The sequence below is a fragment of the Deltaproteobacteria bacterium genome, assembly GCA_026712905.1.
Taxonomy (GTDB): Bacteria; Desulfobacterota; Binatia; order UBA9968; family JAJDTQ01; genus JAJDTQ01.
The window spans coordinates 1-26,711 of sequence record JAPOPM010000100.1; the positions used below are offsets into that span (position 1 = coordinate 1).

28 protein-coding genes are annotated in these 26,711 nt (G+C 66.3%); 20 read left to right on the top strand and 8 right to left on the bottom strand.

The annotated features are described in order from the left end of the window. The coding region (locus OXF11_07610; protein ID MCY4486967.1) for a hypothetical protein at positions 1 to 356 on the top strand (356 nt) is incomplete at its 5' end. A 39-nt stretch (positions 357 to 395) separates the two neighbouring features. Here OXF11_07610 and OXF11_07615 read toward each other — a convergent pair. From OXF11_07615 to OXF11_07625, 3 genes are read right to left on the bottom strand one after another with little or no spacing between them, the layout of a single operon-like run. Continuing rightward, positions 396 to 1,355, bottom strand: coding sequence for an Rpn family recombination-promoting nuclease/putative transposase (locus OXF11_07615; GenBank protein ID MCY4486968.1), 960 nt, complete (start codon positions 1,353 to 1,355; stop codon positions 396 to 398). Positions 1,356 to 1,410: 55 nt separating this feature from the next. Further along, on the bottom strand, positions 1,411 to 1,860 hold the full coding sequence (locus tag OXF11_07620) for a VOC family protein (GenBank protein MCY4486969.1): 450 nt from the start codon (positions 1,858 to 1,860) through the stop codon (positions 1,411 to 1,413). 42 nt (positions 1,861 to 1,902) lie between these two features. After that, positions 1,903 to 2,931 carry an amidohydrolase family protein gene (locus OXF11_07625; GenBank protein MCY4486970.1) on the bottom strand — a complete coding sequence of 343 codons (1,029 nt, stop codon included), beginning with the start codon at positions 2,929 to 2,931 and terminating at the stop codon, positions 1,903 to 1,905. A 218-nt stretch (positions 2,932 to 3,149) separates the two neighbouring features. Here OXF11_07625 and OXF11_07630 point away from each other — a divergent pair, with 218 nt between their 5' ends. The 4 genes from OXF11_07630 to OXF11_07645 all read left to right on the top strand — a co-directional run bounded on the left by OXF11_07630 (position 3,150) and on the right by OXF11_07645 (position 7,783). Continuing rightward, positions 3,150 to 4,403 (top strand): Xaa-Pro peptidase family protein, encoded by a 1,254-nt coding sequence (locus OXF11_07630; protein ID MCY4486971.1) that lies wholly within the window; start codon positions 3,150 to 3,152, stop codon positions 4,401 to 4,403. A gap of 101 nt (positions 4,404 to 4,504) precedes the next feature. Continuing rightward, positions 4,505 to 5,581, top strand: a complete 1,077-nt coding sequence (locus OXF11_07635) for a hypothetical protein (protein MCY4486972.1) — start codon at positions 4,505 to 4,507, stop codon at positions 5,579 to 5,581. Positions 5,582 to 5,721: 140 nt separating this feature from the next. After that, on the top strand, positions 5,722 to 6,732 hold the full coding sequence (locus tag OXF11_07640; protein ID MCY4486973.1) for an ABC transporter substrate-binding protein: 1,011 nt from the start codon (positions 5,722 to 5,724) through the stop codon (positions 6,730 to 6,732). 58 nt (positions 6,733 to 6,790) lie between these two features. After that, positions 6,791 to 7,783 (top strand): aldo/keto reductase, encoded by a 993-nt coding sequence (locus tag OXF11_07645; protein MCY4486974.1) that lies wholly within the window; start codon positions 6,791 to 6,793, stop codon positions 7,781 to 7,783. Between the two features lie 99 nt (positions 7,784 to 7,882). Here the strand turns inward: OXF11_07645 and OXF11_07650 are convergent, their stop codons facing one another. From OXF11_07650 to OXF11_07660, 3 genes are all read right to left on the bottom strand, one after another. After that, complete coding sequence (locus OXF11_07650; GenBank protein MCY4486975.1) at positions 7,883 to 8,941, bottom strand: LLM class flavin-dependent oxidoreductase; 1,059 nt, start codon at positions 8,939 to 8,941, stop codon at positions 7,883 to 7,885. 46 nt (positions 8,942 to 8,987) lie between these two features. Further along, positions 8,988 to 9,983 (bottom strand): LLM class flavin-dependent oxidoreductase, encoded by a 996-nt coding sequence (locus OXF11_07655; protein MCY4486976.1) that lies wholly within the window; start codon positions 9,981 to 9,983, stop codon positions 8,988 to 8,990. A gap of 237 nt (positions 9,984 to 10,220) precedes the next feature. Next, a complete protein-coding gene (locus OXF11_07660; protein MCY4486977.1) occupies positions 10,221 to 11,153 on the bottom strand; it encodes a fatty acid desaturase in 933 nt (310 codons plus the stop codon). Between the two features lie 88 nt (positions 11,154 to 11,241). Here OXF11_07660 and OXF11_07665 point away from each other — a divergent pair, with 88 nt between their 5' ends. From OXF11_07665 to OXF11_07690, 6 genes are all read left to right on the top strand, one after another. Then, entirely contained in the window at positions 11,242 to 12,234 is a 993-nt protein-coding gene (locus OXF11_07665; protein MCY4486978.1) for an ABC transporter substrate-binding protein, read from the top strand. Between the two features lie 175 nt (positions 12,235 to 12,409). Next, entirely contained in the window at positions 12,410 to 12,910 is a 501-nt protein-coding gene (locus OXF11_07670; protein ID MCY4486979.1) for a hypothetical protein, read from the top strand. A 53-nt stretch (positions 12,911 to 12,963) separates the two neighbouring features. Further along, the gene (gene dctP, locus OXF11_07675; GenBank protein MCY4486980.1) at positions 12,964 to 13,980 is read left to right on the top strand and encodes a TRAP transporter substrate-binding protein DctP; all 1,017 of its coding nucleotides are present in this window, start codon (positions 12,964 to 12,966) and stop codon (positions 13,978 to 13,980) included. A gap of 84 nt (positions 13,981 to 14,064) precedes the next feature. Continuing rightward, positions 14,065 to 14,580, top strand: coding sequence for a TRAP transporter small permease (locus OXF11_07680; protein MCY4486981.1), 516 nt, complete (start codon positions 14,065 to 14,067; stop codon positions 14,578 to 14,580). Positions 14,581 to 14,612: 32 nt separating this feature from the next. Continuing rightward, positions 14,613 to 15,893, top strand: a complete 1,281-nt coding sequence (locus OXF11_07685) for a TRAP transporter large permease subunit (GenBank protein ID MCY4486982.1) — start codon at positions 14,613 to 14,615, stop codon at positions 15,891 to 15,893. Positions 15,894 to 15,995: 102 nt separating this feature from the next. Further along, positions 15,996 to 16,394 carry a hypothetical protein gene (locus tag OXF11_07690; protein ID MCY4486983.1) on the top strand — a complete coding sequence of 133 codons (399 nt, stop codon included), beginning with the start codon at positions 15,996 to 15,998 and terminating at the stop codon, positions 16,392 to 16,394. Between the two features lie 55 nt (positions 16,395 to 16,449). Here the strand turns inward: OXF11_07690 and OXF11_07695 are convergent, their stop codons facing one another. Further along, positions 16,450 to 17,439 (bottom strand): LLM class flavin-dependent oxidoreductase, encoded by a 990-nt coding sequence (locus tag OXF11_07695; protein ID MCY4486984.1) that lies wholly within the window; start codon positions 17,437 to 17,439, stop codon positions 16,450 to 16,452. 52 nt (positions 17,440 to 17,491) lie between these two features. On the opposite strand from OXF11_07695, the gene OXF11_07700 reads away from it, so the two are divergent. From OXF11_07700 to OXF11_07715, 4 genes are read left to right on the top strand one after another with little or no spacing between them, the layout of a single operon-like run. Then, positions 17,492 to 17,926 carry a thiosulfate oxidation carrier protein SoxY gene (locus OXF11_07700; GenBank protein ID MCY4486985.1) on the top strand — a complete coding sequence of 145 codons (435 nt, stop codon included), beginning with the start codon at positions 17,492 to 17,494 and terminating at the stop codon, positions 17,924 to 17,926. A gap of 60 nt (positions 17,927 to 17,986) precedes the next feature. Continuing rightward, entirely contained in the window at positions 17,987 to 18,316 is a 330-nt protein-coding gene (gene soxZ, locus OXF11_07705) for a thiosulfate oxidation carrier complex protein SoxZ (protein MCY4486986.1), read from the top strand. Positions 18,317 to 18,338: 22 nt separating this feature from the next. Then, the gene (locus OXF11_07710) at positions 18,339 to 19,055 is read left to right on the top strand and encodes a c-type cytochrome (protein MCY4486987.1); all 717 of its coding nucleotides are present in this window, start codon (positions 18,339 to 18,341) and stop codon (positions 19,053 to 19,055) included. Positions 19,056 to 19,068: 13 nt separating this feature from the next. Beyond that, a complete protein-coding gene (locus OXF11_07715) occupies positions 19,069 to 20,358 on the top strand; it encodes an NAD(P)/FAD-dependent oxidoreductase (GenBank protein MCY4486988.1) in 1,290 nt (429 codons plus the stop codon). Positions 20,359 to 20,458: 100 nt separating this feature from the next. On the opposite strand, the gene OXF11_07720 is transcribed toward OXF11_07715, so the two are convergent. Next, positions 20,459 to 21,466 (bottom strand): YeeE/YedE family protein, encoded by a 1,008-nt coding sequence (locus OXF11_07720; GenBank protein ID MCY4486989.1) that lies wholly within the window; start codon positions 21,464 to 21,466, stop codon positions 20,459 to 20,461. A 116-nt stretch (positions 21,467 to 21,582) separates the two neighbouring features. Here OXF11_07720 and OXF11_07725 point away from each other — a divergent pair, with 116 nt between their 5' ends. From OXF11_07725 to OXF11_07745, 5 genes are all read left to right on the top strand, one after another. Beyond that, on the top strand, positions 21,583 to 22,596 hold the full coding sequence (locus OXF11_07725) for a DUF6282 family protein (protein ID MCY4486990.1): 1,014 nt from the start codon (positions 21,583 to 21,585) through the stop codon (positions 22,594 to 22,596). A 429-nt stretch (positions 22,597 to 23,025) separates the two neighbouring features. Continuing rightward, complete coding sequence (locus OXF11_07730; GenBank protein MCY4486991.1) at positions 23,026 to 23,913, top strand: DUF692 domain-containing protein; 888 nt, start codon at positions 23,026 to 23,028, stop codon at positions 23,911 to 23,913. Then, positions 23,897 to 24,664 (top strand): hypothetical protein, encoded by a 768-nt coding sequence (locus OXF11_07735; protein ID MCY4486992.1) that lies wholly within the window; start codon positions 23,897 to 23,899, stop codon positions 24,662 to 24,664. Before OXF11_07730 ends, OXF11_07735 begins: the two co-directional genes overlap by 17 nt. Before the next feature lie 142 nt (positions 24,665 to 24,806). Further along, positions 24,807 to 26,576, top strand: coding sequence for a peptidase domain-containing ABC transporter (locus OXF11_07740; GenBank protein MCY4486993.1), 1,770 nt, complete (start codon positions 24,807 to 24,809; stop codon positions 26,574 to 26,576). After that, entirely contained in the window at positions 26,569 to 26,709 is a 141-nt protein-coding gene (locus tag OXF11_07745) for a hypothetical protein (protein ID MCY4486994.1), read from the top strand. The genes OXF11_07740 and OXF11_07745 overlap by 8 nt, the downstream gene beginning before the upstream one ends. Positions 26,710 to 26,711: the final 2 nt, after the last annotated feature.

Below are 26,711 nucleotides of genomic sequence, written 5' to 3' on the forward strand. Positions count from 1 at the left end.
AGAACAGGAAGGCTCCCGCAAGATGTTACAAAGTACGGTTCAAGACTTCGCTACGGATGCTGGCGGCGCTGCTGCGGCACCGCGAGGCGCGCCCTGGTTTCCTCGACCCGGATCACGACCCGGCCGCAGGACGGCTTCTGGCCGCGCTGGACACGGCCGGGGAACGCAACGTTGACCTCGCTGCCCACATCGAACAGTCGGCCCCCCTTTACCACGAAACGACTCGTGCGTTATCTCGTGCGGCCAAGCGCTTCCACGCCAACGCCGAAATAATCGGCGACCTGAAAGGCTTCATCCGTCGCGAAGGCGGCAACCCCAACATCATACAACGCATCGACATGCTCGACGACGAATGACGGCCCTTGACGTCGATCAGTTCAGCGTTTCGTACGGTTTCACCGTGATGGGCCCGGAGTGACGCCATCCGCCGCTGACAACCGTTCCTTGAGAGCCATAAATCCGGACTCGTTCAGGCCGGTCGCTTCCTCGATCACGTCCCAGCCCACGCCGGCGCGCAAAAAGCCTTCGACCGTCTTCAACTGTCCGAGGCGTTCGCCTTCAGCTCGGCCCTTTGCCTCGCCCTCTGCCAGAAGTTGTTGAGCGTATGACATGATCATTCCTCCCTGCTCGTGTCCGTGGCGCCGCAACGCTTCGCCGAATGTATCGGTCCCTGCGGTGTCCTGAGTCGCCATGACGTACAATACGAACAGTTCAAAGTAATCGATCCGTCTTTCCATGCGCAACTGGCGCAACAATTGTGCGGCCATGTCCATCGCCAACGCCACGTGTCGCCCATGCGCGGCCATCATCAACCACTGCGCGACCCGCCCTCTTGCTCCCCCTTCCACCTCGTTGGGTTTCGTATTGGTCTGATCCAGCAGCACGTGGGCGAACCGGGGAACCCAGGGCCAGTCCCGCGCAACCTCGGGGAACAGGTCCGCGAACTGCGTGGAATGAGTCCATCCGTGGGGGCCTTGGTAGAAGACAACCGGCACGATAGGGCGCAACGAGAATGGTCCGGGCTCGTCCGGCACTCTCGTGTCCCAGATGCGGCAGCAGTACTTCAACATGCGGAAAGACATTCGCGCGTCCGGCGTCGATTGATGTTCCAGCAGCACGTACAGCCACACCGGTTCGGCGCTTTCGCCGTACGACACCTCGTACAGGAGGTCCGTTTGGCTCTGTCTAAGATTCTCGTCCACGAAGCTCCCGTCCTGGAGCTTCAGGCTGGTCCAATCCACGCTCTCCCGGAGAACGCCGGGCAACGCCGGGCGCAACAGGCCGGCGGCTTCTCCTACGTCCGAGAACACCTTGCGAAACAGACTGTCATGTGGGTGATCGACTTCGTTCGCCAAAGGTCTTCCTCCCGCTACTGTCCTGTTCGGCAGTATCGAGAGGGAACTTTAGCGTTCACGTCAGATTCGCCAGAATAGTCTCGTCGGCTTGGGTGAGATCAACCGGCTTCCGGAACGGCTGGGGCCAGTCGATGCCGGTGGGCCAGTAGACTTCGACGGTGTTGCCGTCGGGATCGTAGAAGTAGATTCCGACGGCGTTGCCGTGGCTGGCGACGCGCTCGATGGGGACGCCGCGCTCCAGGAAGTCGCGGTGGAACGCTTTCAACTCGGCCAGGCTTTCGCACCGGAAGGATATCTGCTGGATCAGGTTCCCGCCGTCTTCCCGGCCCGGGCGCAACTGGAGCTCGTGGTGCTCCTGGTGGCGCTCCTGGGCGGTCATGAAGACCGTGCCGGTGTCGCTTTCGTCGCTGACGGTCAGGCCCAGCACGTCCCGGTAGAAGGCCTTGGACCGCTCGATGTCGTGGACCGTCAGGCCTATGTGGCCCAGTGATGAGACCTTCGGCATGATGGATCTCCTCCTGTCGGCTTCACGTCCCGGTTTCTTGCGTCAGCCGTTGTAGAAACGCTCGGCGTTGGCGTAGAGCACCTTGTGCTTCTGCGTGCCCGAGAGGTCCTCGCGGGCGTTGAGCTCGTCGATGTCGCCGTAGAACTCTCCCTTGTGGCGCTCGTGGGGGTAGTCCGAGGCGAAGAGGATCCGGTCCTCGCCCACGAGCCGGAGCACGGTGGGCAGGGTCTTCTCCTCCACCTCGCAACTGAAGTAGATGTTCCCTTCGCGCACGTACTCGCTGGGGGGCTTGGTCAGCACCGGGCACCAGCGCCTTCGTCGCTCGTAGTTCTCGTCCATGCGGTCCATCATGTAAGGAGCCCAGCCGGCGCCCGCCTCCAGGAAGGCGAAGCGCAGGTCGGGGAAACGCTCGAACACGCCCTCGGTCATCATGTCCGTGAACTGGATGAGCTGGGACAGGGGGTGCTCCAGCGTGTGGGTCTTGAAGAGGTTGTCGGAGTTGTCGATGCCGATGCGCTGGCTCACGGCGCCATGGATGGCCAGACAACACCCGAGCCGCTGGGCTTCCTCGTAGAGCGGGTCGAAGTCGCGGTGGCCGTAATGCTTGCCGGCCGCCGTCACCGACGGCAGCATGGCGCCGGGCATGCCCAGCTCGGTCACCGCGGCGCGAAGCTCCGTCACCGCCTCCGGGATGTTCTGGGCCGGGATCAGCGCCACCGCGCGCAGGCGCTCGCTGGCCTGCATGAACTTGGCGTGCACCCACCGGTTGTAGGCCCGGGCGATGGCCGCGGCATAGTCGCGGTCCTGGATCATTCCGCTGGCCAGCCCCACCGACGGGTACAAGTAGGAGGTCTCGATGCCGCAGCGGTCGAGAAACTCCACCCAGCGCTCGGCGTTGGGGTCGTCGTCCTCGGTGAGGCGGGAGAAGCCGCGGACGAAGCCGTCCACGCTGGGGAACAGGGAGTAGACGGTCCAGGGCAATTGGTTGTAGGGCGGCTCGAAGAACTCCTTGATCTCGGCGGGATGTTCCATCACGTGGCCGTCGGCGTCGACGGCGCGGTAGTTGCTCATGTTCCCTCGCCTCCTTCCGCGAAACGCTGCCGCCTGGGGGCGGCCGCGGGTCGCCCGTACAGTTCGATTCGACTACTCGGACAGGCTGCTGGCTAATCCTATTACCCCGGCCGAACCTTGACAAGGTCCGGCTCATATGGCCATCTAGGGGCGGGTTTCGGACCCGCCTTCATCGGACAGACTCCTGATTCACGCGGTCATCAAAGGAGGTTTCTTTCATGGCACCACAGTACGCATCGAAGCTCATCTACGGCAACGAGATATCGGATTGGCAGGAACGGCTGAACACGGACCGCATGCGCAAGGAGCGGGCCGAGCGCGCCAAGCGGATCATGCGCGAACACGGCATCCCCGCGCTCCTGGAAGCCAACTCGGCCAACATCCGCTACCTCACCGGCCTCAAGGGCTTCAACTACCCGATGTGCCGCTACACCCTCTTTTTCGCCGACCACGACCCGATCATGTACGAGCACAGCGGCCACTTCCACCAGATGCCGGACCAGGCGCCCTGGATCAAGGAGTGGCGCCCGGCGCGGGCCTGGCTTACAGCGGCCTGCGGCATCGAGGCGGCCAAGGACGAGGCCCGGCAGTTCGCCGCCGACATCCACGACGAACTCAAGAGCCGCGGCCTTCTGAACGAGAAGATCGGCTTCAGCGCGTTCGACGGCATCGCACGCGAGGCCCTCACCAACGCCGGCGTCAAGAACCTCGTGGACTTCAGCCTGGTGATGAAGGAGATCCGCAAGATCAAGACGGCCGACGAGATCGATTGCCTCAAGACCGCCGCGGCCATCGTGGAGGGCGTCTGGTACCGCATCTGGGAGGCCGCCAAGCCGGGAGTGCGGGACACCGAGCTTTCGGGCATCGCCACCAAGGCGGGCTACGACATGGGCGCGGAGTCGGCTCCGCCCGGAGGCTGGCGCTCCGGCCCCAGCACCTTCGACCGCGGCTTTCATCAGTCCAGCCGGCTGCTGCAGACGGGCGACCTGTTGTACGGCTCGCTCTGCGGCCTGACCTATCAGGGTTACGCGACCTGCACCTACCGGACCTTCATCGTCGGCCGGAAGCCCAACGCCCAGGAGCTGGACTGGTACAAGCGGGTCAAGGACAGCATTGACGGCGTCATCGACGCCATCAAGCCCGGCGCCACCACGGCCGACGCCGCCAAGCACTTTCCGCCCGCGACGAGTTGGGGCTATGACGAGGAGTGCGAGGTGCTGGCCAGCGAGATCGGCCACGGCATCGGCCTCACCCAGGGCAGCACCAACTACGACATCCCCATCATCAACCGCCAGTGGTCGCTCAACTACCCGCAGGTGTTCGAGGAGGGCATGACCATCGCCATCGAGAGCCGCGAGGGGGAGACGCGCGTGGGCGGCGTGCGCCTGGAGAACATGGTGGTGGTCACCAAGGACGGCGCCGAGATCATGGACCACTTTCCCAGAGAGGAAATTCTGGTAGCGCCGCGCTAGTGTGGGCGACCGCGGGTCGCCCCTACATGAGGTTCATCGCTGGGGTATGTGTATGGGCGACCTGCGGTCGCCCCCTGAAAGACTCACAGGAGGAGAAGGCCATGGCTGATTCACTTCGCTATTACGTGGCGTTCAACGGCGGGCTCACCGTGTACGAGGACCGCGGCCGTGGGCTGGAGACGAGCGCCGAGCATTTCCCCGGACAAACCGTGGACGGCCTGGCGGGTAGCAGGACCCGACCCGAGCGTGTTTTCGCCGCCGTGCCCTTCGACGGTGCCTACCGCACCGACGACGCGGGCAAGAGCTGGAAGAAGGTCGTCGACGGCGACGCCCGCTGCTTCGCGGTGGACCCCCACGACGACCGCGTGGTGTATGCCGGCCTCGGCCCGGTGCAGCTCATGCGCAGCGAGGACGGCGGCGACACCTGGGAGAACCTGGAAAGCCTGCAGCAGATGCCCGAGGAGGTGCAGAACCAGTGGTGCGTCCCGGGCCCGTACGTCGGTATACAGTTCCCCCACGTGTGCAACATCTTCATCCATCCCGACGACGCCAACCTCCTGCTCTTGACCCTGGAACACGGCGGTGTCGTGCGCAGCGAGGACCGAGGCAAGACCTGGGAGGACGCCAGCGCCGGCATCGACTACCTCGACATGCACCACATCTACAACTATCCGGGCAGCAAGGACCGCTACTACGTGTCGTGCGCCCGCGGCTTCTTCCGCAGCGACGACCGCGGACGCGACTGGCGCCGGGTGGAAGACGGCATGCCGTGGGGCTACACCGAGAAGTACAGCTATACCCACGACTGGTTCTTCCTGCCGGGCGACACTCCGCGGATGATGGTGTGCGGCGGGCGCGGCTCCCCCGGGGGTTGGCGCGGCGAGAGCACCAATCCCCACGGTGTGATCATGCTGAGCGATGACGAGGGCGCGACCTGGCGCACCGCCACCAACGGCATCGCCGAGATGATGCCGTACATGCCGTGGACGCTGCAGCGCCACCCGGAAGACCCCGACACGGTCTTCGCCGCCATGGGCGACGGCTCCCGCGGCTTCGGTTTCGATCCCAAGGACCGCGGCATGGGCGCGCTCTACGTCACCCGCGACCGCGGCGACTCCTGGGAACCCGTGATGCCCGAGCTTCCGTCCGTGCTGACCGCCTGCGTGACGGCGCAGTAGCGATGCCGTTCATGGACCGCGCCGGACCGGGCCGACCGCTCAACCGCGGTTGTTCCGGTCCGGCCGACACACGCTGAAACCGCGTACTCGTCAGCTCCGGACGTGCACGCGGTTGCGGTTGCATTGGGACAGACACTCACATGAAGAATCTCCAACTCAGCCTCGTCTCCGCCAAATACGAACGCATCGCCCCTCTCCTCGACGGCACCGTCCCCGTGGAAGGGGTGGATCTCGTGTGGACTCACTCGAACCCCTCCGAGACGTTTTGGCGGCAGCTCCGGTTCGGCGAGTTCGAGGTCGCCGAGATGTCCATGTCCTCGATGCTCATCGCCAAGTCCCGGGGACACGACATGGTAGCCATCCCCGTGTTCCCGTCGCGCCGCTTCATGCACATGGCGCTCTACGTCCACAAGGATTCCGGCATCACGGACGCGGCAGAGCTGGCGGGCAAGCGCATCGGCGTGGGCGAGTACCAGCAGACCGCGGCGCTGTGGACCCGCGGCACCTTGGAGCACGACTTCGGCGTGTCCCAGTACGGCGTGGACTGGTACATGGAGCGCAGCGAGGAGCTGAGCCACGGCGGCGCCACCGGCTTCGCCCCGCCGGAGGGGATCCGCTTCCACCGCATCCCCAAGGACAAGAGCCTCGTCTCCATGCTGGTGGACCGGGAGCTCGACACCGCCATGGTGTTGAGCGCGTTCCACGCCGAGCGCAACGTCATCGACCGCTCCACGCACGTTCGCCGGGAGGGCGACGCCGACACGGTGCGGCCGCTGTTCGCGGATACGATGGCCGAGGGACGGCGCTACGTCGAGGCCCACGGTTTCGTCCCCATCAATCACTGCTACGTGATCCGCGGCGACGTGTACGAGAAGCACCCGTGGCTCGCCTTCAACCTCTACGCGGCCTTCGCCCGGGCCAAGGAGCACTGGCTGCAACAACTGCCCCAAGCCATCCCGTCGGACCTCTTCTTCGGCACGCAGTACCTGGAGCAAACCCGCGCCATCGTCGGCCGGGACCCCTTCCCTTACGGCATCAAGGACAACGCGGCCATGCTCGAAACGCTCATCGACTACTCGTTCGAGCAGAAGCTTACGCCGCGGAAGCTGGAACTCGCAGAGATCTTCGCGCCCAGCACGCTGGATCTGTAGGACGCCGGGACACCGCGCACGCCGCGCTTGAAACCGCCCTTTAGCGCAGGAGCATCCCATGGAAACCGCCATCTTCGGCAACACCGGCGAGGAGCTGTCGCGTATCGGGCTCGGCTGCTTCTCCATGTCCGGGGCCTACGGCGCGGCCGACGACGCAGAGTCCGTCGCCACCATCCATCGCGCCATCGATCTCGGGATCACGCTGCTGGATACGTCGGCCAGCTACGGCCAGGGGCATAACCACCGCCTCATCGGACAAGCGCTGAAGGGCAGCCTGCGCGGCAAGGTGTTCATTCACTCCAAGACCGGCACCATCCGCGCCAATGACGGCTCATCGGTGGCGCAGGGCAGCGGCACGCCCGACCGGCTGCGCCAGGTCTGTGAGACCAGCATCAAGAACCTCGGCATCGAGACGCTGGATGCGTTCTGCCTGTCGCGGGTCGATCCCACCGTGCCCATCGAGGAAACGGTGGGCGCCATGGCCCGACTGGTGGAGGACGGCAAGACGCGCTTCATCGGCCTGTCGGAAGCCGCGCCCGGCACCCTGCGCCGGGCCATGAAGGTCCATCCGCTGGTGTCGCTGCAGTACGAGTACTCGCTGTGGACCCGGGACGTCGAAGGCGGGCACCTCGAGGCATGCGACGAACTCGGCCTCGGGTTGATGGCCTACGCGCCCCTCGGCTACGGCTTCCTGGCCGGAACGGTGGGTGGCCGCGACGCGCTGGGGCAAGGCGACGCGCGCCACAAGTTCCCCCGCTTTTCAGCCGAAAACGCCGCCGCCAACCGCGAGCGCGTGGCGGCCGTTCGCAAGGTCGCCGACGCCCACCGCGCGACGCCGGCGCAGATCTGCATCGCTTGGGTACTGGCCACGGGAGCCAACGTCTTCCCCATCCCCGGCTGCAAGCAGCGCACTCACCTCGAAGAAAACCTCCAGGCCCTGGACGTCGCGCTCACCGCGGAAGACCTCGCCGCGCTGGACACCGCGTTCCCGCCCGGCGCGGCCGCGGGCGACCGCTATCCGCCCGACGGCATGGCGCGGGTCAATCTCTAAGAGATGTAGGGCGACAACTCCACGCACCGGTCGGCGACGCCAAACGCGCCGTCGGTTCGCCTCCGTCGAGTATCCTGCTATTGGAACGCGGGCATGACTTCACGGGCGAACAGGCGCATGGACTTCATCACTTCCTCGTGCGGGAGGCCGCCGAAGTTGAAGTTGTGGGTGAGGGTGTCGAAGTGATAGTGGCGCGCGGCGTTGCGGATGATCTCGATGCACCGCTCCGGGGTACCGTAGAGGTTGCGGCCGGTCTCCAGCATTCCGTCCCAGTCGTACACGTAACCCGGCGGTGGCGGTGCCTTGCGCTGGATGCGCGAGATCGCTTCGTAGCGGTCTATCGCCTGCTCGCCGGTCTTCCGGGCCACCGCGGCGTTCTCGTTGACGTAGGTGCGCAGGTGGTACTGGCAATGGTAGTCCGCGGGATTCCGTCCCGTTGCCGCGAGACCCTCGCCACGCCTCCACGCCGGCGCGCACCTTGTCGGGCGGATGGGGATGGCCCACGGTCATGATGTGGTAGCCTTGGCGCCCGGCCCAGCCGAGTCCCTCGGGCGAGGTGCCGGCCACCCAGATGAGCGGGAGCGGCTGCTGCACCGGCCGCGGGTACAGCGTGATCTCCTCGAAATTCCAGAACCGGCCTTCGTGGCTGAAGCGCTCCCGGGTCCACGCCTTGACGATGACGTCGTGGGCTTCCTGGTAGCGCGCCCGCCCCTCTTCCTGCGGGGTCTCGAAGACACGGTAGTCCAGGGCCGTGTTGCCTAGCCCGATGCCGAACTCCAGACGGCCGCCGGAGACGGCGTCCACCATGGCGTAGTCCTCGGCCACTTGCAGCGGATGGCGCACGCTCAGGATGGCGATGCACGGCCCCAGGCGAATGCGCGACGTCCGGGTGGCGGCGGCCGCCAGCATCACCGCCGGGTTGGCGATGAGGCCGCCGTAGCCAAGGAAGTGGTGTTCGTTGAACATGAAGCACTCGAACCCCAACTCCTCGGCCAGCTCGATCTGCTCCAGCATCTGCCGGTAGTAGACCTCGTAGGGCGGGTCCAGGTCCGGGAAGTAAGTGGATAGGATGTTGACGTAGAATCGCATGGACTTGGCGTTTACCTGCCGGCGGACCGCACGGAGGCCGAGCCGGGGCAAGTCGTGCCTATCGCTCACGTCACGGGCGAATATCGCTCATGACGTGGGCGATTTCACGGCAGTGCTACGCCCCGAACGCGGGCATCACCTTCTCGGCCAGGGCTTCCACGGTCTCTTCGTAGACGCGCCGGGCGGGGGTCAGCATGACGCGATGGACGCCGGCGTCCGCCAGCTCCTCCAGTCGCGTGATGCACTCCTTGGGGGTTCCGGCGATGGCGAAGCGGCGTACGAGATAGTCGGTGATCAAGGCCGGGTCGGAGCGGTCCTCCATGGGCTTGGACTGGTCGAAGGCCCCCATGAACTCCCGGATGCTCTCCATCTCTTCCTCGGGCACGGTCTCGAGGGTGGACTGGAAGTTGTGGTGGGCGCGGTTGGCGAGGCGGCGGCGCACGATCTGGCGCGCTTCGTCGCCGTCGTCCTTGATGCACACCATGCCGCAGGCCAGGGTGGCGATCTCGTCCGCCGAGCGCCCGGCCTCGGCCGCGCCCTCGGCGATGCGCGTCAGCGCCCAGCTCACCGCGCGGGGCTCCACGCCGCTCCCGAGGAAAACGCCGTCGGCCACCCGCCCCGCCAGCCGCAGGCCCTTGGGTCCCTCCATGGAGAGGTACACCGGCGTCGGCATCATCCGGTAGTTCACGCGCACGCGGTTGTTGGGGGTCACCAGCTCGCCCCCTTGCAGGATGCCGCGAATGGTGCGCACGCCCTCCTCGAACTCCTTGAGCCGGGTGGCCCTGCGGCCCATGGCGTACACCGGACCGTCGCCGGTGCCCAGGCCGAGGACCGCGCGGCCGTCGGAGATGTCGCTCAGGGTCGCGGCGGACCCCGCCAGGACCGTGGCGTCCTGGTAAACCATGTTGGTGACGGCCGTGCCGAGCTTCAGGCGATTCGTGGCCACCGCGCAAACGGCCAGGATCTGGAAGGGCTCCGGGGTGCTGAGCTGGCTGCAGCCCAGATAGATGCCCTCGAAACCGAGCTGCTCCGCGCGCACCACGCGGTCGCGGATCCGCGCCGCCTCCTTCAGGCCGCCGTTGGGACTGTGAAGACTGAACTGCATCTGCATGAAGGACCTCCCGGACGTTGCGCTGGCGATCATCGAGCGAACCTTGCGGTTTCAGCCGCACTTTGAAATGCTTCTGCCGATTCCGTGGACGCCGTGGCGCGTGCACCGCATCATAACGGCTGCAAGGGGCCGGTGCCAAACGGCGTCATCCGGAGCAAGGTGAGCGCAAATGCCGTTATTCAGGGACCAACGGACGATGATCGCGGGAATACACAGGGCTCGGACGCCATGCCGCCGTCACGCCCCGCCGCGCAGGACGGCGGCGGTCGTGGCCCGGGTTGCGGCGGTGTATCCATTTGCCGTGACGGTCAGATGATTCCCCAGAACGTCGTGGAACGCCGGCAACCGGTGGAACGGTACGGCCGGATAGGCGTGGTGCTCGACGTGGAAAGGCATGTTCCAGGCGATGAAGCGCACCAGCACCGTCGTGAAAGTCGTGCGCGTGTTCTCCAGCATGTTGGGCACGTGCGGACACCCGGTGTGCTCGGCCAGCAGGTAGATGCGCAGAAAAGGCTCGCCCAGAAGCACGGGCAGGAGCCACAACCACAACAGCGCCGCGTTGCCGAAGAAGACCGAGACCCCTGCCGCCACGATGTAGATTGCGAGGAACCACCGGGCTTCCCGCGTCACCGCGGCCCGCGCCGGCGGCGGAACGAACGCGTCGCGGTTCAAGCCGGCGGCGTTGACGACCAGCGTGCGCAACTGGCCGGGCCAGTAGGGGCCGGCGGCAATGTGCCAGGCGAGACCGGCCCTCGAACGCGGCAACGGCCGGGCCAGCTCCGGGTCGCGGGCCGGATCATGCGTGTAGCGGTGATGGTCCATGTGGAAATGTTGAAACCAGACCGGCGGCAGCAGACGGACGACTCCGGCGCCCCAGGCCGCGGCCGCGTTGAGCCCGGCGCTACGGAACGGCGTCTTGTGCACCGCCTCATGCTGCAGGCAGAACAGGAAGACCAGCAGGATGCCGTGAAACGGCAGCAGGACCGGCCAGCCGGGCGCCTCGAACGCGATGAGGGAACCGGTCACCCCGAGGGCCCCCAGATGGCCCGAGAGGTGGAGGAGGCCCTTGACATTTGAACGCCGCAGCAGGTCGAGCCGCTGCTCGCGGCTCAACCGTCCGACGAGTTCGTGATGATCCGGCGCGTGGCGCGACGGTTCGTATTCAGCCATCGATCCCTGCCCGATGCCTCGGCCTTTCGGCTCTGACGCCCCCGATCCAGAATGGATTCGTCCTGAACCTACCACGGAGGAAAGAACCTTGGGAAATCTTTCATTGACCCTGGCCACCGGGCCGTATGACCGGGTCGAAGCCATCGCCAAGGGCGAGGTGCGGCCCGAGGGCATCGACGTCACCTGCCTTCAGATCCAGTCGCCGCCGGAGATCTTCACGCGCATGATGAAGACCCGTGCCTTCGACCTGTGCGAGATGTCCCTGTCCACCTACGTGACCCGGCGCGCGCGCGGCTCGTTCCCGTTCATCGCGCTGCCGGTGTTCCCTTCGCGGCTCTTCCGCCACGCTTACGTCTACGTAAACCGGGAACAGGGCATCACCGAACCCGCCGACTTGAACGGGAAGCGCGTGGGCGTCCAGGAGTACGGCCAGACCGCGGCGGTGTGGGTCCGCGGCATCCTGCAGCACCGCCACGGCGTCGATCTGTCCAGCATCCGCTGGATCGAGGGCGGCGTGAACGCGCCGAGGCCGCCGGACGACGAGGTGGACCTGAGGCCGTTGAGCGACCTGGATCTCGAAACGGCTCCGGCGGACAAGTCCATCAACGACCTGCTGGCGGCGGGTGACATCGCCGCCTATCTCGGCGCCCGGCAACCGGACGCCCTGGGGACGAACCCGGCCGTCGGCCGGCTGTTCGAGGACTACCGCCGGGCCGAACGGGAGTACTTCCAGGCCACCGGCATCTTCCCCATCATGCACACCATCGTCATGCGCGAGGAGCTGCACGCGCGGCACCCGTGGATCGCCGAGACCATGTTCAAGGCCTTCCAGGCGGCCAAGGCCTGGACGCTGAAACACATGGGGTTCACCGGCACCATGGTGTACATGGTGCCCTGGCTCAACGCCGAGATGGACGAGATCCGCGAGCTGTTCGGCGGCGACCCCTATCCCTACGGCGTAGAGGCCAACCGCAACACGCTGGAAACGTTCATGCAGTACCTCGTGGAGCAAGGGTTCGTGGCGGAGCCGAGGCCGGCGCTGGAGGACCTGTTCACGCCCATCGTGGGGTGGGCGGAGTAGCCGCGGTGCCGCCTTGCACCCCTCCCCTCGCCCCGCCTCGACCACGCCGAAAACCGGGAATGCCGGACGACGCGTGCCGGCTTGACACCCTCGCGACCGAGGGCGTAGAAGGGTTTTACTGTTGGAGTTTTCTCGGGACGAAGTCCCGAAATATCGTTTCCGGAGGAGTCGTATCATGAGCCATACACTGGAACAATTCGCCGCTGACTGTCATCGCATCCTCAAGGCGGAGCCCGGCCCCGAGGGGCGGCAGAAGGTCGTTTCGCTGGTGGAACAGGTCTGCAAGGACCAGGAGTTCATCGACAAGTACGTCGAGGACGAACAGCCCGAGCGCAAGGTGATCTACGAAGATTCCGAGCTGGGCTTCTGCATCCTGGCGCACCACAACAAGGGCGCCAAGGGCAGCAACCCGCACGACCACGGCCCGGCATGGGCCATCTACGGGCAGGCGTCCGGCGAGACCGAGATGACCGACTGGGAGAAGGTCGAACCCGCGGGCGAAGGCAAGAAGGGCAAGGCGCGCAAGCTGCACACCTACACCCTCAAGCCGGGCATGGCGCATCTCTACAACGAAGGCGACCTGCACTCGCCCTGGCGCGCCGACACCACCAAGCTGATCCGCATCGAGGGCAGGAACATGGAGAAGGTGAAGCGCTACCCCTACGAGGCGATCTGACGGAAACAGCCGACCCGTTGCCTGACGACATAACCGAAGACCGGAGGCCTATGATGCGCACGCAGCCCTTTGCGAAAGTCTCTCTACTCGCCCTCTTGCTGGCCTTGCCCCTGTGGACCCTCACCGCCGCCCCACCGGCGGACGCCAAGGAGGTCGTGATCCGCGCCATCGCGGCGTGGCCGCTGAGCTGCAACTGCGACTTGATGTACAAGAAGTACATCGAGCGTGTGAACGAGAACGGCAAGGGCGTGGTGAAGATCCGGCTCCTGGGCGGACCCGAGGTGGCCCCGGCCTTCGAGCAGCTTCAGGCCCTGCGCACGGGCATCGCGGACATGACCCACTCCGCGGGTGCCTACTACGTCGGCGAGACCATTGAAGCCGCGGCCATGTATCTTATCGCCCCGACCGACCTGAAGAATTACCTGCAGGCCCTGCGCAAGAGCGGTGCCCTGGAGATCATCAACGAGGCCTACGCCAAGAAATCGGGCGTGCGTTTCGTCGGCATCACGGTGGGAGGAACCGGGTTCCGCTTCCTCATGGCCAAGCCCATCAAGGACCTCAACGGTCTCAAGGGCCTGCGGATCCGCGCATCCGGCGCCCAGGACGCGAAAGCCATCCAGTTTCTCGGGGGCTCGCCCCAGACCATCCCGGCCAACGAGCTCTACACGGCGTTGCAGCGCGGCGTCGTGGACGGGGCCTACCGGGCGCCCGACGACGCCTGGAGCTTCGGTGAAAGGGACGTCTACAAGGCGATGATCTCCACGCCCATTCAGCTTTCGCCCGGCGGCATCTACGTCGCCACGCGGGCTTGGGACAAGTGGCCGGACGCCGTGAAGAAGGTGCTCACGGAAACGTCCCTGGCGATGGAGGCGGAGGTCCTCAACTACTACCACCAGTCCGATCAGAACTCGATCAAGAAGCTGCAGGCCAACGGCATGAAGGTCATCGAGGTGGACGATGCCGCCAAGAAGCGGCTGACCGACGCCCGCAACGCCTACTGGGCCGACCTGCTCAAGCAATCGCCCGAGTTCGGAGCGCGGCTCCAGAAGGCCCTGGCGCCCTACAACTGATCCGGGCCTACCGGACGTGAAGCGCGGCGGCTGCCGGTCCGTATTGATGCGGCCCACCGGCAGCCGCCGGCCGCGACTCACCTCATGCTGCAAACCCTGAGCCTCGCCTTCGACAAGGCGAACCGCGCGCTCAGTTCCATCTCCGCCGCGTTCGTGGTGGTGATGGTCGTCTCCATTCTCTACGACGTCTTCGCCCGCCTGATCTTCCACGCGCCCACCATCTGGGTCATCGACATGAACGAATACCTGCTGGTGTACCTCACCTTCGTTCCGGCCGCGTGGATCCTGATGAACGACCATCACGTCAAGGTCGAGCTCCTGACCGTACGGCTCAGGCCCACGCCGCAACGCCGGCTCCGGGTCGTCACCGACATCCTCGGACTTGTCTACTGTGTCGTCTTGACGTGGCAGGCCTGGGCGGTGGCTTGGCACGCGTTGGAGAACGGCTACCGTTTCTCCACCGCTCTCAACTTCCCGAAGTTCCCGGTGCTGGTCATCATCCCCATCGGGGCCGCGTGGCTGGGCTTGGGCTTCGTTTTCAGGATCCTTGCCGGTTCGCGCGCGCCCGCGCCGCTGACGCCCGGGGAAGGAGGCCTCTGATTATCATCGAGTGGTGGATCGTTCTGGTCGTCATGTTCGGCGCTCTCATGCTGCTGATGGCGTCGGGCATCCCCATCGCGTTCGCGTTCGGCGTGCTGAACCTCGTTTTCCTGTACGTGCTGGTGGGGCCGGGAGCGCTCCAGGCGGTGGCGCTGAGCAGCTTCACCAGCGTCGGCACCTTCGCGTTCATCGCCCTGCCCCTATTCGTCCTGATGGGCGAGCTGGTGCTTCATTCGGGCCTCGCGGCCCTCGCCATCAACTCCATCGGCAAGTGGCTCGGCAAGATGCCCGGCCGCCTCGCGGTGCTGGCGGTGCTGGCGGGCACGGCCTTCGGCGCCGGCAGCGGCTCGAGCATGGCCAGTTCCGCCACCCTGGGAACGATCCTGATCCCGGAGATGCGCAAGCAGGGCTACGACACGGGCCTGGCCGTGGGCACCCTGGCCACCTCCGGCGGCCTCGCCGTGTTGATCCCGCCCAGCGCGCTCATGGTCATCTTCGGCGGCATCAGCCAACTCTCGGTGGGTGATTTGCTCATCGGCGGGGTCCTGCCGGGACTGCTGCTGGCGACACTGCTCTTCGGCTACATCGTCATCGCCTGCACCATCTGGCCGCAGCTTGCCCCCGCGGTGGAAGTCGAGAAGGTGTCCTGGGGCGAGCGCATGGCCGCGCTCAAGTACTTCCTGCCGCTGGTGGTGCTGGTGCTGGTGGTGTTGGGGTCCATCTTCATGGGCATCGCCACCCCCAGCGAGTCCGCCGCCATGGGCGTGGCCGGGGCCTTTTGCCTGGGCATCGCCTACCGGCGCCTGTCGTGGGAGATCCTGAAGTCGTCGCTGCGTGGCACCGTGGAGGTCTCCGGCTTCGCCCTCCTCATCGTCACCAGCGCCACCGCCTTCAGCCAGATCCTGGCCCACTCCGGCGCCGCCATGGGCCTCTCCACCTTCGCCACCGAACTGGCCGTGTCCCAGTGGATCATCATCGCCGCCATGCAGATCGTGATCCTCATCATGGGCGCGTTCATGGAGCCCATCTCCATCATGCTCATCACGGTGCCGATCTTCTTCCCCGTGATCCGCTCCCTCGGCCTCGACCCCCTGTGGTTCGCCATCGTCACCATGGTGAACATCGAGCTGTCCCTCATCACCCCGCCCTTCGGCATGAACCTCTTCGTCCTCAAGGGCGTCTCCCCGCCCGACGTCACCCTCGGCGCCATCTACCGCGGCGTCGTCCCCTTCGTCCTCATCAACATCATCGCCCTCGCCCTGGTGATGCTGTTTCCGCCCATCGCCATCTGGCTGCCGGGGCTGATGCGGTAAGCCGCGGCCGGTTTGCGCCGCACGTCCTCTTACGCCATTCTGCTATCTCCATAGTTGGAGCGAGTGAACACGGATGTAGACATTCCAAGGGACCGTCTCGCAATGACAAAGATAGTCTTGGCAGCGGCAGGCTATGTGCTGATCGTTTTCCCCCTGGCATTGGCTTGGCATCTAGGGCTCTTCAAAGAGAAATATCAGACCTTTGGCTATTTCGCGGGAGAGCCAAATGTCCTGGTAGGCTTGGCCGCGGTTGTCATCCAAGGGGTGGTGTTGTCATTGATCTATCGACTGTTCCATTCAGGCGGTGCCGGGTTTGCACGAGCCTTCCGGTTCGCGGGCCTCATGGGGCTGTTCTTCTGGACGTCGCATGTTTTGGCTTTTGTCGCGAAACAGAACGTGCCAAACGCAGGCGGCTTCATCGTGATGGAAACAGGGTATCTCGTCGCGCAGTTCGGCCTTTTCGCGTTGGTGCTTGGCTTGATCTATCGAGGCGCCGAATGAAGAAACCCAACATTCAACGCCCAAGGGCGTCCTCACATTCCCCGGATCGGGCTACTCATAACCCGCCAACCCTCGGCAGCACCTCCTCCACCATCATCGCCATCGACTCCAGGATACTGGCCTGATCCAGGCCGGCGAAGTTCATGGAGAAGATGATGTAGTTGGAGCCGGTGTCGGCGATTTCCTCGATCTGCTCGATGCAGCGGGCGGGGCCGCCTACCATGAGCATGCGCCCCTGATCCAGCTCGTCATAGCCGCGCGGACGCACGCTCTTGCGCGCCTCGTAGTAGCGGCTCATGGCGGGGCGGGCGCGGCGTCGGGCGGCGGCGTCGGACTCCGCCACGTGGGTGTGGATGGTCTGGCCCACGTCCAGCGTAGCGGGGTCGTGGCCGTTCCGGGTCAGGGTTTCCTTGTAGAAGGCCACCTTGCGTTTGACCTCGGCCATGTCCTTGCAGCTCGCGAAGGGGATGCCGAGAATGGGGTAGCCGCGTTCTCCCGCCACCTGGTAGGAGCCCTGGCTCAGGGCGGCGAAGTACACGGGCGGCAACGGGCGCTGCACCGGTTGGACGTTCAGGGACACGTCGTCGATGTGATGGAACCGTCCCTGGTAGGACACCCTCCCCTCGCGCCAGGCCATCTCGACGACTTCCAGGCTTTCCACCAGCAGGTCGCGGTTGTCCTCCTTGACGCCGAAGCCGACCAACTCGGGCGGGGTGCCGCGGCCCACGCCGAAGTCGAGCCGGCCGCCGCTCAGGACATCGATCATGGCGTATTCCTCGGCCGTCACGATGGGGTCCCGGTAGGGCAGCAGCGCCACCGCGACGCCGAGGCGGATGGTGTCGGTGCACGTGGCCGCGGCGGACATGAGCACGGTGGGCGACGGGATCACGCCGTGGAAGTCGAAGTGGTGCTCGCCGAACCAGAAGCACTCGTAGCCCAGGGACTCGCCGTGGCGGACCTGCTCCAGCATCCGCTCGTAGTAGGCCGTGAGGTCGAGCCGGAGCTCCGGGTCGTCGTCCCCGATGATGAACAGACCGTATTTCATGCGCGCCTCTTTCGCTGTGGATTTCGAGCGTTTACTATAGGAGTGCATGGAGATGAACGCTACACGCAGGGAAATCCTATCCTATGCGGCCGCGGCACTGGCGGCGTTGGCGGCTGGTTTGTCCGGTCTCCTTCCCGTTCGCTCAGCGCGGGCGGCCAACGGGACGCAGCTCGCCATCGCGCTGTTCACCAAGGGCGCGCTGCCGCTGGAGGGCGGGGTGCGCATCGAGGCGCCGGAGATCGCCGACAACGGCGGGGCGGTGCCGGTCCGGGTCTCCGCCGAGGGTGCCCGGCGCATCGCGTTGTTCGCGGACGGCAACCCGAGTCCCGGCGTCGCCGTGTTCACATTCGGGCAATGGGTCACGCCCACGGCGTCGACGCGCATCCGGCTGGCCGGGAGCCAGAAGCTGGTCGCGGTGGCGGAAATGGCCGACGGCACGTTCCGCACGACCTTCCGTGCGATCAAGGTGACGGCGGGCGGTTGCTGATGAGCCGACGGAAGCGTCCTTCATGAGCTTGTTCGTGACGCAGCACACCAGGTGAATGGAATGCAGAAGCCCAGGCCGCGCGTGAAACTGCCGAAGTCGGTGTCCAAGGGTGTCCCCTTCACCGTCAGGACACGCATCACCCATCCCATGCACACCGGGCTCCGCCACGGCCGTGACGGAAAACCCGTTCCCCGGCGCATCATCAACCGGTTCGCGGTGCGCTACAACGGCGAGGAGGCGATCTCCGTGGACCTCGAACGCGCCGTGTCCGCGGACCCGTATTTCAGTTTCGAGATGGCTGTCCAGGAGTCGGGCGACGTGGAATTCGAATGGGTGGACGACGATGGCTCCGTGTACCGGGTCAACAGGCGGGTCGAGGTCAAGTCGTGACGTTCCCGTATCCCCACGCGGCATGACGAGAATCACGAAACCCGCGGGTTTCGCGCTGCTCGCGTTCGCTTTTCTCTTCCTTCTTTTCGCCACCAAGGCCCTGGGCGCGGACGTGCAGCGCGGCAAAGCGCTCTACCAGGAGTGCAAACGCTGCCATCAGGCCGGCCGGGGTGCGAAGCACCGCATCGGACCGCACCTCAACGCTTTGTTCGGCCGCCGCGCCGGTTCGCTCCCGGACTTCCGTTACTCTTCGGCCATGCGCAAGGCCGGGGCCGGCGGCCTGGTCTGGACCGAGGCGACGCTGGACGCCTTCGTGGCGAACCCGCGAAAAACGGTGCCGCGATCGCGCATGAGCTACGACGGCATGGCCGCGGCGGGCGACCGGGCGGATCTCGTGGCGTGGCTGCGTTCCCTTTCCGGCTCCCGGCTTCCGGCGGCGGAACCGACCATGACCGCCGCCGAATACGGGCTGGATCCGCGCCTCCTCACGATCACGGGAGATCTCGAATACGGCGCCTACCTCTCGGGCGAGTGCGTCACGTGCCACCATGCCGATGGAGCCGAGCATGGCATCCCCTCCATCACGGGTTGGCCCGTCGAAGACTTCGTGATAACGCTACAGGCGTACAAGAAGGGCAAACGGCCGCATGAGGCCATGCAAACCATCGCCAAGCGATTGTCCGACGAGGAGATCGCCTCGCTGGCCGCGTATTTCGCGACGCCGGCCGACGGTCCCTGAGGAAGGGGGAAACATGTCAAAACTGGACCGCAAGAACCGCGGCATGAGCCGGCGCCGCTTCCTGGCATCAACCGCGGCAACCTCGGCGGCGTTGTGGGCGTCGCCCATCCTCGGGCAAAGCCGCCCGCGAGTGGTGGTGATCGGCGGCGGCGCCGGCGGGGCCACGGCCGCGCGCTACATCGCCAAGGACTCGAAAGGCGCCATCGACGTGACGCTGGTGGAACCCAGCCGGCAATATCACACGTGCTTCTTCTCGAACCTCTACATCGGTGGGTTCCGTAGCTTCGCGTCCATCGGGCACACCTATGGGACCCTGGCGTCGGCCTACGGCATCAACGTGGTCCACGACTGGGCCGTCTCCATCGACCGCGACAAGAAGACGGTCGGGCTCGCGGGCGGCGGCAGCCTTGCCTACGACCGGCTGGTCCTGTCCCCCGGCATCGACTTCCGTGAGGGGGCCGTGCGCGGCTGGGACCTGTCGCAGCAGAACCGCATGCCCCACGCCTACAAGGCAGGCTCGCAAACGCAGCTCCTCAAGGCGCAGGTCGCGGCCATGCGGCAGGGCGGCGTCTATTGCATGGTGGCACCGCCGAACCCGTTCCGCTGCCCGCCGGGACCGTACGAACGGATCTCGATGGTCGCCCATACGCTGAAGCAGTCCAACCCGACGGCGAAGATCCTGATCGTCGACCCCAAGGCGAAGTTCTCCAAGCAGGGGCTCTTCGAGGAGGGGTGGCAGCGCCATTACCCGGGCATGATCGAGCGCGTCGGCCCGGACTTCGGCGGCAACAAGGTCGAGGTGCGGCCGGGTTCCATGGAGGTGGTGATCGACGGCGAGGTCACCAAGGTGGACGTGTGCAACGTGATACCGGCGCAGCAGGCGGGCCGCATCGCTTCGGTGGCCGGGGTCACCAACGACGCCGGCTGGGCTCCGGTGGTGCCGCATACGATGCAAAGCCGCGCGGACGAGAACATCCACGTGCTCGGTGACGCGTCCCATCAGGGGGACATGCCCAAGTCCGGGTTCTCCGCCAACAGCCAGGCCAAGGTGTGCGCCATAGCGGTACGTGCGGCGCTGACCGGATCGAAGGCCTTTCCGGCGCGCTTCCGGAACACCTGCTGGTCGCTGATCGCCGCCGATGACGGGGTCAAGGTCGGAGCCTCTTACAAGGCCACCGACGAGAAGATCGCCAAGACGGACGGCTTCATTTCGAAGACCGGCGAGAGTGCCGCAGTGCGCAAGGCCACCTACGAGGAATCCCTCGGCTGGTACGCGGCCTTCTCCAAGGACACCTTCGGCTGATCCACGATACGACGTGCACAAAAAGCACGTAGGGGCGACCGCCGCCGGTCGCCCCTACGCGTCTCGTCCGCGCCTGACCTTCCCCTAGTCTGGTGTTTGGTTAGAGAAGCTTTCCCACGATCCTGGCCGACACCGCCATGGCCGTGAGCGCCAGGGCCGCGGCGATGCTCCCGGTGGACACGCCCGACAGACCGGCCCCCACCGTACACCCGCCGGCCAGGACGCCGCCCGTTCCCATCAACGCGGCACCCGCCATGTAGCGGCCGGTCTGCCGCGGCCCTTCCAGGCTGGTCCAGCGGAACTCGCCCGCGCAAACCGCGGCGACAAGGCTGCCCCCCACCACGCCGGCGGCCAGACCGGTGCCGAAGCCCGCGGGAATGGCGCTGGCCGCCATGGTCCAGAACAGCGTGTCCGCCATGGGCCCGGTGAATCCCAGGGACTGGAGCGGCACGGGATCGAAGTCGTCCAGGAGCACGAAGCCGGTGCCGACCCAGCCCAGCGGCACCAGCAACCCGATCACGGCGCCCATGGCCAGGTGGCGCGGCGCCGCGCCGGAGCGGAACGCCACGAGGGCGGCGGCGAGCGCCAGGCCCCAGGTCCAAACCTCGCCGCCGGGCAGGGCTGTCAGCACCACCTTCCCGCCGGGATCCACGGTCCAACCCGCCAGCGCCGCGCGCAGCGGCGCCAACACCCCCTTCATCATGGCGTAGGCGACGACCGCGAAAACCACCAGGACAAGCGCGGAGCGCAGGTTGCCGGAGCCGGTGAGCACCGCGAGACGGGAGGCGCAACCGCCGCTGAGCACCATGCCGGCGCCGAACAGGGCGCCGCCCACGAGGACCGCCACCACGGGAAGGTCGGGGGCCAGGAACCGGTGCGCGTCGAAGGAGATCCACGCCGCGGCCGTCGCGCCTTGGGTGCCGGCGATGGCCAGGGCCAACGCCAGGGTCCAGACGCCCAGCGCCGGGAGGCATTCGTGCCATTCCCCCACCAGGCTGCGGCGCAGGCAGAACCGGCTGCGTTGGGCCAGCACACCGTAGACGGCGCCGAGCGCAAGGCCCAGCACCACCGACGCCTGAAGCGGGGTGAGATGCTCGAAACCGTCCATGTCCTCCTCTTCCGTTCCGGGTTTCGAGGGTCTACTATGAACCTGAAACACGGCGCACGGCAAGCCGGTTGCGGCAGCCGCAATTGGCGCCCCCACACTAGAGAAGGGAGAATGCGATGAGCGACAACGTGGTCTCGACCCCGACCCAGGAACGGTGCGTCACCTCCTACGCCGCGCGTACCCAGTACAAGCCCGGCGTGGTCCATCCGGGCCACATCAAGGTCAAGGACGCCATCGACATCCACTGCCACGCCCACGCCGGGCAGCAGGACGCCCTGGACCTGGTGAAGAAGGCAACCCGGGCCGAGATGAGGGGCATCCTCTTCAAGTCCATCGTCGGCAAGGCGGGGACGGCGGTGCGCTCGCTGCAAGAGAAGCTCGACGAGTGGGCCGACGAGGAAGGCGCCACCCCGGTGGCGTTGTTCGCCGGTTTCGTATGCGGGCGGAATGACGACCCGGTGTCGGCGGAGCTGGCGGAAAAGGCCATCGACGACGGCGTCGTCGCCCTGTGGCTGCCGGTGTTCAATCACGCCAACACCATGCACATCGTGGGCAGCCGCCGGGAACTCATCGAGCACGACATGAACGCCCAGGGGTGGCTCGGCCCCCTGTCCTGGGAGAAGGCCCTGGAGCACGGGCGCTACAACCTGGACGAGTCCGGCGAGTTGAAGCCCGAGGTCAAGGACATCATCCGGCTGTGCGTGGAACGGGACGTGGCGTTGTTCTTCGGTCACCCCACCCACAAGGAGATCTTCAAGATCGCCGAGGAGGCACACAGGGTCGGACTCCGACGGCTGGTCATCGACCATCCCTACAGCCCCTTCCTCGATGTGTCCGTGGAGCAGATGAAGGAGCTGGCGCCGCTGGGGGTGCTGTTCAACTTCACCTTCGACGAGCTGTCGCCGCTTCTCGGGGTCGACCCGCAGATCATGTACAACACCATCCGCGAGGTCGGGGCCGAGCACTTCGCGCTGTCCAGCGACGCGGGCGAACCCTTGTTCCCGGACTCGGTGGAGGCCATGCGCCTCATCCGCGGCTACATGGAAGCCTTCGGTTTGAACGACGACGAACTCCACACGGTCTGCACCCGCAACCCGGCGCGGGTCGTGGGCATGGAGACCGACGGCTAGCTACTGGACCGGACCGACCAGGAATGAAGGGGCGACCCGCGGGTCGCCCCTTCCCGGACACCCTCCCCTTCGACGTTCTCTCGGGCTCGCCCCTCTCGCGCCACCCCGAAGAGTCATTCCCGCGGAAGCGGGAATCCAGGGGTGGCGAGGCGGGGAAACGCCGCTGTAGTGCCCCACCACCGCCCCTGGATTCCCGCTTTCGCGGGAATGACTCTTCGGGGTGGCAGTGCCATCTCGGTAACGGATGCCGGTACCGCTCGCGCGGTTTTTCACCAACCGGCGGCTAAAGTTCTGCGAACACCTCTCGATTAGTATCCGTGAGGGCATCGCGCTCCGTGAAAACGGCGGCGCGGCGCCCACGGAGTCCGGCGCGTGCCGGGCGCGCGGCAAGCGCCGCGCTCATGATTCCATTTCGAGTCGGGAGGTTCCATGAACAGTTCAACTCCATCCCAGTCACCCCTCATCGGCATCGGTTTCCGTGTACCCATCGCCAAGTGGACGCTCGCGAACCTGCACCGCTTCGACGTGCTGGAGGTCACGGTGGACCATTACATCAAGGGAGGCGAGTACGTGCGCCGGGCCATCCGCAATCTGGTGGACCGGGTCCCACTCGTGCTGCACGGCGTGGGGCTTTCCCTCGGCACCGACGCTCCCCTGGACGAGGCCTATCTCGACGCGGTGGCCGGGACCATCGAGGACCTGAAGATCCTGTCCTACAGCGAGCACCTCGCCTGGACCAAGGTTCCCGGCATCGACCTGGCCAACCTGCTGCCGGTGCCCAAGACCCGCGCCGCCGCGGACATGCTCATCCCCAAGATCCAACGGGTCCAGGCGCACTTGCCGGTGCCCTTCTCCATCGAGAACATCTCGTATGTCTTCGACTTCCCGGACGCGGAGATGAGCGACGCGGAATTCTTCAACCTGCTGTTCCGCGAGACCGGCGTGGAGATGCTGCTCGACGTCGAGAATCTGTTCGTCAACTTCTCGAACCACGCCGTCGATCCGCTGGCCCTTCTCGACGAACTGCCCGAGGGTGTGGTCACCGGCGTGCACGCGGCTGGGGGACCGCTCATCCGCCGGCCCTATCTCGACGTCCCATTCCAGGCCGACAACCACAGCCACCCGGTGCCGCAACAAGCACTGGACCTGCTGGAGTACGCCCTCGAACGCCAGCACCCCCGGACGGTGATCCTGGAACGCGACAACGACTACGAGCAGGGTGACGAGCTTCTGGCGGACGTCACGCGCATCCGCCGCCACGTCGCCAAGGCGACCGTTACCACGGAAGGGAGCATGACCGATGCACCGGCTTATTGACAGACAGACCCACCTCCTGCGGCATTTGACCAGCCCCGCCCTTATCTTCGGCACCTCCGACCTCGAGTCGGCGGCCCGAGACCCCGAGCTTCAGGGCATGGACGTGGGACGGCTCCGTTTGGAGGCCGAGTTCTCCCACAACAAGCGCATGGCGCGCATCCGCCAGACGTTCGAGCGCACCGCCACCCTGCTGGGCCACGGGTTCTCGGCCCTGGCCCGCGACTACGCCGCGGCGTGCCCGCCGCTGACCTACGAGCGCTACCCGGACGCCGAACGCTTCTTCGAACGTTTTCTCGCTCCGGGCTCTCACGAGCCGCCGCGGCCGCCCTGGGCCGCGGACGTGGCCGCCGTCGAGCTGGCCCTGGCGCGGGCGCGCACCCTGCGCCCCGCGGACATGGAGGGCGAAGCGTTGGCGGCGCGACCCCAGGCGCCCGGTTTCTGGTATCGCACGCATCCGTGCGCTTGCCTTGTGAAGGGCCGCCACGACGTGCGTGCGCTGTTCGAGCCCGCCCGGTCCCGGGAGCCGGTGACAGAGCGGCCGGTGCTCATGGTCGTCCTGGCGGTTCGCGCGCGCCGACGCCCCAAGGTGCTGGAACTGGCGCCGGATGCCTTCACACTCCTGGAGAGCTCCCGGGAATGGCGCGCGTTGACGCCCGCGACAGACCCGCCCGGCGACCTCGTCAAGCAGCTTGCGGCGCAAGGCCTCGCATTGGTGAGCACCGATGACACCCGCGACACAGCACAGACTTGAGGACCGCGACCCGGGCGCCGCGCGCGGCCGGGGTCCGGGGGCCCCCGGCCGGGCGAAACCGCGCCTGGAGCCTGACGGCGATCCAGCGGGGATCCAACCGAAGCCCGCCGAAGCCCAAGACACGGGCTTCTCGCTGGCGTCGGTGGCAAAACACGTATTCCACGAGAAGGCTGTCTTCGGGCCGTTGGTGGCGGCGTCCTTCTTCGTCAACCTCCTGGGCTACATCTACCCCTTCGCCTTCCTGATCATCATCGACAAGGTCCTGTCCAACCGCGGCGCCGCCACCCTCGACGTCATCATCGTCAGCCTGTTCTTCTTCCTGCTGTTCGAAGCCGTGCTGCGCGCGGCACGCCACCGTGCGTTGCGCCGGGCCGTGCGGGACATGGACCGCACGCTGCTGTCGCGCCTCATCAGGCACTCGTTGGAGCTTCCGGCCTCCTTCTACCTCCGCAACACTCCGGTGGAGACCCTCTCCCGCATCGAGGAACTGCAGCAACTGCGCCGGTTCCTCACCAACGCGGTGGTGTTCGTGTTCGTCGACATCCTCTTCGTGCTCGTCTTCCTGGCGTTGATGCTGCACTTCAGCCTGACGCTGTCCATGATCATCCTGGCCTCCCTGCCCCTCTACATCGCTCCAGCCTTCGTGGTGATGCCCACCCTGCGCCGATGGAGCCGGCAGACCCGCGGCAACCGGCGGGAAAGCAACGAGGCGGTGCTCGACACGTTCACCGGCATCGAGACCGTCAAGGGCATGAACGAGGTAAAGGCCCAAGAGGAGTTCCTCGTCGAACAGGTGGACGCGGCGATCGCGTCGGAGGAGGACACGCAGGACCTGCGCGAATCCATGACCCAGTACAACCAGTTCGTGAACCGGTTCGCCACCGCCGGCCTGCTCTGGTTCGGCGCTTCCATGGTCCTGGACGGCCAGCTCACCCTGGGCCAGCTCGTGGCGGTCAACCTGGTCAACATGCGCTTTTCCCAGCCCATGATGCGCCTGTGCCTGTTCGCGTATGACTTCGGCCGGTCACGCGGCCTGGTGAAGGAACTGGGGACCGTGCTGAACGAGGAGACCGAGCACCGAAGCGGCCACTTGGTGCGGCTGCCCGCGTTCAAGGGCGGCATCCGTTTCGAGAACGTCCGCTTCCGCTATCCGGACACCGACCGGATGGCGCTCGACGGGGTGACGTTCGACGTCGTACCCGGCGAAACCCTGGGTATCGCCGGGCCGTCGGGCTCGGGCAAAAGCACGGTCTGCCGGCTGATTCAGCGACTCTACCTCGCCAACGAGGGGCGCGTGCTCCTCGACGGCGTGGACGCCGCCATCATCGACCCGGTCTGGCTGCGCGGGCACATGGGCGCGGTGGAGCAGGACTATCCGATCTTCCGGCGCAGCATCGCCGACAACATCGCGCTGGGGCCGGGCGAGCGCCAGATGCCGCGGGTGATCGCGGCGGCCACGGGGGCATGCGCTCACGAGTTCATCACCCACATGCCCAAGGGCTACGCCACCCGCATCGGCGCCCGCGGAAGCCTGCTCTCGGGCGGTGAACGGCAGCGGTTGGCGCTGGCCCGAGGGTTGTTCCATGCGCGCACGCTGCTCATTCTGGACGAAGCCACGAGCGCACTGGACAAGCAGGACGAACTGCGCATCCAGCAGAACCTGCGGGCGCTGGCGCAGGGGCGGACGGTCGTCGTCATCGCCCACCGATTGTCCGCGTTGCGTCACGTGGACCGGGTCCTCTGTCTGGCCCAGGGGAAGATCACCGAGCAGGGAACGCCCGCGGAACTCGCTCGCGGCAACGGCTACTTCGCCGGCATGGTGCGCCGGGAAACGGAGATGGTGCAGGCCTTGGCCGGACCGGAGCCGGCGGCGCTCGCAGAGCCAAGAGCAATGGAGGGACCCCATGGATAGTATGGAACCGGACCACCGCGTGCTTCCGCTGGCGGGGCGGTGCTTTTGGCTTCTGGGCCGCTACGTCGTCTTGATGGCGCGTTACGCGATGGTGGTGGCGCTGGACGGCCTTCTGCGCCTGGTCCGCCTCTGACG

What these genes read in the sequence shown, in the direction of transcription:
- OXF11_07690 (MCY4486983.1), top strand. Translation starts at nt 15,996, where the DNA reads ATGACAAAGATAGTCTTGGCAGCGGCAGGCTATGTGCTGATCGTTTTC.
- OXF11_07725 (MCY4486990.1), top strand. Translation starts at nt 21,583, where the DNA reads ATGAGCGACAACGTGGTCTCGACCCCGACCCAGGAACGGTGCGTCACC.
- OXF11_07640 (MCY4486973.1), top strand. Translation starts at nt 5,722, where the DNA reads ATGAAGAATCTCCAACTCAGCCTCGTCTCCGCCAAATACGAACGCATC.
- OXF11_07635 (MCY4486972.1), top strand. Translation starts at nt 4,505, where the DNA reads ATGGCTGATTCACTTCGCTATTACGTGGCGTTCAACGGCGGGCTCACC.
- dctP (MCY4486980.1), top strand. Translation starts at nt 12,964, where the DNA reads ATGCGCACGCAGCCCTTTGCGAAAGTCTCTCTACTCGCCCTCTTGCTG.
- OXF11_07715 (MCY4486988.1), top strand. Translation starts at nt 19,069, where the DNA reads ATGTCAAAACTGGACCGCAAGAACCGCGGCATGAGCCGGCGCCGCTTC.
- OXF11_07710 (MCY4486987.1), top strand. Translation starts at nt 18,339, where the DNA reads ATGACGAGAATCACGAAACCCGCGGGTTTCGCGCTGCTCGCGTTCGCT.
- OXF11_07670 (MCY4486979.1), top strand. Translation starts at nt 12,410, where the DNA reads ATGAGCCATACACTGGAACAATTCGCCGCTGACTGTCATCGCATCCTC.
- soxZ (MCY4486986.1), top strand. Translation starts at nt 17,987, where the DNA reads ATGCAGAAGCCCAGGCCGCGCGTGAAACTGCCGAAGTCGGTGTCCAAG.
- OXF11_07620 (MCY4486969.1), bottom strand. Translation starts at nt 1,860, where the DNA reads ATGCCGAAGGTCTCATCACTGGGCCACATAGGCCTGACGGTCCACGAC.
- OXF11_07720 (MCY4486989.1), bottom strand. Translation starts at nt 21,466, where the DNA reads ATGGACGGTTTCGAGCATCTCACCCCGCTTCAGGCGTCGGTGGTGCTG.
- OXF11_07700 (MCY4486985.1), top strand. Translation starts at nt 17,492, where the DNA reads ATGAACGCTACACGCAGGGAAATCCTATCCTATGCGGCCGCGGCACTG.
- OXF11_07745 (MCY4486994.1), top strand. Translation starts at nt 26,569, where the DNA reads ATGGATAGTATGGAACCGGACCACCGCGTGCTTCCGCTGGCGGGGCGG.
- OXF11_07695 (MCY4486984.1), bottom strand. Translation starts at nt 17,439, where the DNA reads ATGAAATACGGTCTGTTCATCATCGGGGACGACGACCCGGAGCTCCGG.
- OXF11_07655 (MCY4486976.1), bottom strand. Translation starts at nt 9,983, where the DNA reads ATGCAGATGCAGTTCAGTCTTCACAGTCCCAACGGCGGCCTGAAGGAG.
- OXF11_07630 (MCY4486971.1), top strand. Translation starts at nt 3,150, where the DNA reads ATGGCACCACAGTACGCATCGAAGCTCATCTACGGCAACGAGATATCG.
- OXF11_07735 (MCY4486992.1), top strand. Translation starts at nt 23,897, where the DNA reads ATGCACCGGCTTATTGACAGACAGACCCACCTCCTGCGGCATTTGACC.
- OXF11_07645 (MCY4486974.1), top strand. Translation starts at nt 6,791, where the DNA reads ATGGAAACCGCCATCTTCGGCAACACCGGCGAGGAGCTGTCGCGTATC.
- OXF11_07625 (MCY4486970.1), bottom strand. Translation starts at nt 2,931, where the DNA reads ATGAGCAACTACCGCGCCGTCGACGCCGACGGCCACGTGATGGAACAT.
- OXF11_07685 (MCY4486982.1), top strand. Translation starts at nt 14,613, where the DNA reads ATGTTCGGCGCTCTCATGCTGCTGATGGCGTCGGGCATCCCCATCGCG.
- OXF11_07660 (MCY4486977.1), bottom strand. Translation starts at nt 11,153, where the DNA reads ATGGCTGAATACGAACCGTCGCGCCACGCGCCGGATCATCACGAACTC.
- OXF11_07730 (MCY4486991.1), top strand. Translation starts at nt 23,026, where the DNA reads ATGAACAGTTCAACTCCATCCCAGTCACCCCTCATCGGCATCGGTTTC.
- OXF11_07680 (MCY4486981.1), top strand. Translation starts at nt 14,065, where the DNA reads ATGCTGCAAACCCTGAGCCTCGCCTTCGACAAGGCGAACCGCGCGCTC.